Source organism: Gordonibacter pamelaeae 7-10-1-b (assembly GCF_000210055.1).
GTDB lineage: Bacteria > Actinomycetota > Coriobacteriia > Coriobacteriales > Eggerthellaceae > Gordonibacter > Gordonibacter pamelaeae.
In genome coordinates this window covers 2,129,997-2,131,437 of record NC_021021.1, presented here as the reverse complement: position 1 = coordinate 2,131,437, position 1,441 = coordinate 2,129,997, and the positions used below count along the sequence as shown (strand labels likewise).

Below are 1,441 nucleotides of genomic sequence, written 5' to 3'. Positions count from 1 at the left end.
GCTGCGTTCGGGGTCGACGGGTCTGCGGGCGAAGACGGCGGCGACTTCGCCGTGCTCCAAGCCTCCTGCTTGGAAGACGCCCTCGACGCGGCGCTGGCCATCGCGGGTGCGGGCGACGTCGTGCTGCTGTCGCCGGCCTGCGCGTCGTTCGACGAGTTCGGCTCGTACGAGGAGCGCGGCCGTGCGTTCAAGGCGCTCGTGGCCGAACGCTCCGCGCGCGTGGAAGCGTAAAGGGCCCATGGCCGCCGCACGCGTCGACAAGCAGGGGATACCTGCGTATATCATGGGCCCCCGGCTCGTGCTCATGCTGTCCGTGCTGGCGCTCACGCTGCTCGGCTTCGTCATGATCTACTCCACGTCGTCGGTCATCGCGTTGGCGTCCGCGTCGGCCGATGCGGTGGCGACGGTCGACCCCATGGCCGACACGCTCAGCCAGATCAAGTTCGCCGTTGCGGGCATCGTGATCGCGCTGGTGGTGTGGAAGTTCGTCCCCTATTCCATTTGGCGCGGCAACCTGGTGTGGGCCGTGTGGCTGCTCGCGTTCGTGCTGCTGGTGGCCACCATGTTCTCGGGGGCGGGCGAGGACGAGTGGGGCGCCCAGCGCTGGCTCGTGCTGGGGCCGGCCAGCCTGCAGCCCTCCGAGTTCGCGAAGATCGCGCTCGTGCTCGTGGCCGCGCGGCTCTTCGACGACTTCCGCGAGGGGGCGCTTTCCGTGCCTCAGTTCTTCGTGATGGTGTTCTTGCTGGTGCTGGCGCCGGTGCTCGTCATCTTAGGCCCCCAGTCCGACCTGGGCACGGCCATGATCTGCGTCGTGGGCATCCTTGCGGTCATGTGGCTGGGCGAGGTTCCCGCGCGGACCATGCTCATCGTGGTAGGCGTGGTGGTGGCGCTGGGCCTGGTGGGCATCTTGGGCACGGAGTACCGCCGCGAGCGCCTGATGGTGTTCTTGAATCCGTGGAACGACGGCGAGGGGGGCTACGGCAACGGCTACCAGCTCATCCATTCGCTCTACGCGCTTGCCGGCGGAGGGCTCTTCGGCGTGGGGCTGGGCAACTCGCACGAGAAGTACCTGTACCTCACGCAGTCCGACACCGACTTCATCTTCGCCATCATCGGCGAGGAGCTTGGGCTGGTGGGCGCGCTTGCGGTGATCGCGCTGTTCCTGCTCGTGCTGTGGGCGGGCATGCGCATCGCGCGCACGGCTCCCGACAACTTCGGCACCATGGTGGCGGGCGGCTGCACCATCATGATCGTGTTCCAGGCGTTCCTCAACATTGCCATGGTCATGGGCTGGTTCCCCGTCGTGGGCAAGCCGCTGCCGTTCATCTCGTCGGGAGGCTCGTCGCTCATCGCCACGTTTATCATGGTGGCGCTCATCCTGTCCGTGTCGCAGGGGGCGGTGGACGACTCGCTCGCACCTGCGCGGCGGCGTGCCGACCTG

1 protein-coding gene and 1 pseudogene are annotated in these 1,441 nt (G+C 67.7%); both read left to right on the top strand.

Annotation, left to right across the window (positions count from 1 at the left end; all coding sequences use genetic code 11):
- Positions 1-231, top strand: a pseudogene (locus tag GPA_RS09825) (hypothetical protein); the annotation flags it as partial.
- A gap of 7 nt (positions 232-238) precedes the next feature.
- On the top strand, positions 239-1,441 hold a 1,203-nt coding region (locus GPA_RS09820; RefSeq protein ID WP_041239425.1), incomplete at its 3' end, for an FtsW/RodA/SpoVE family cell cycle protein.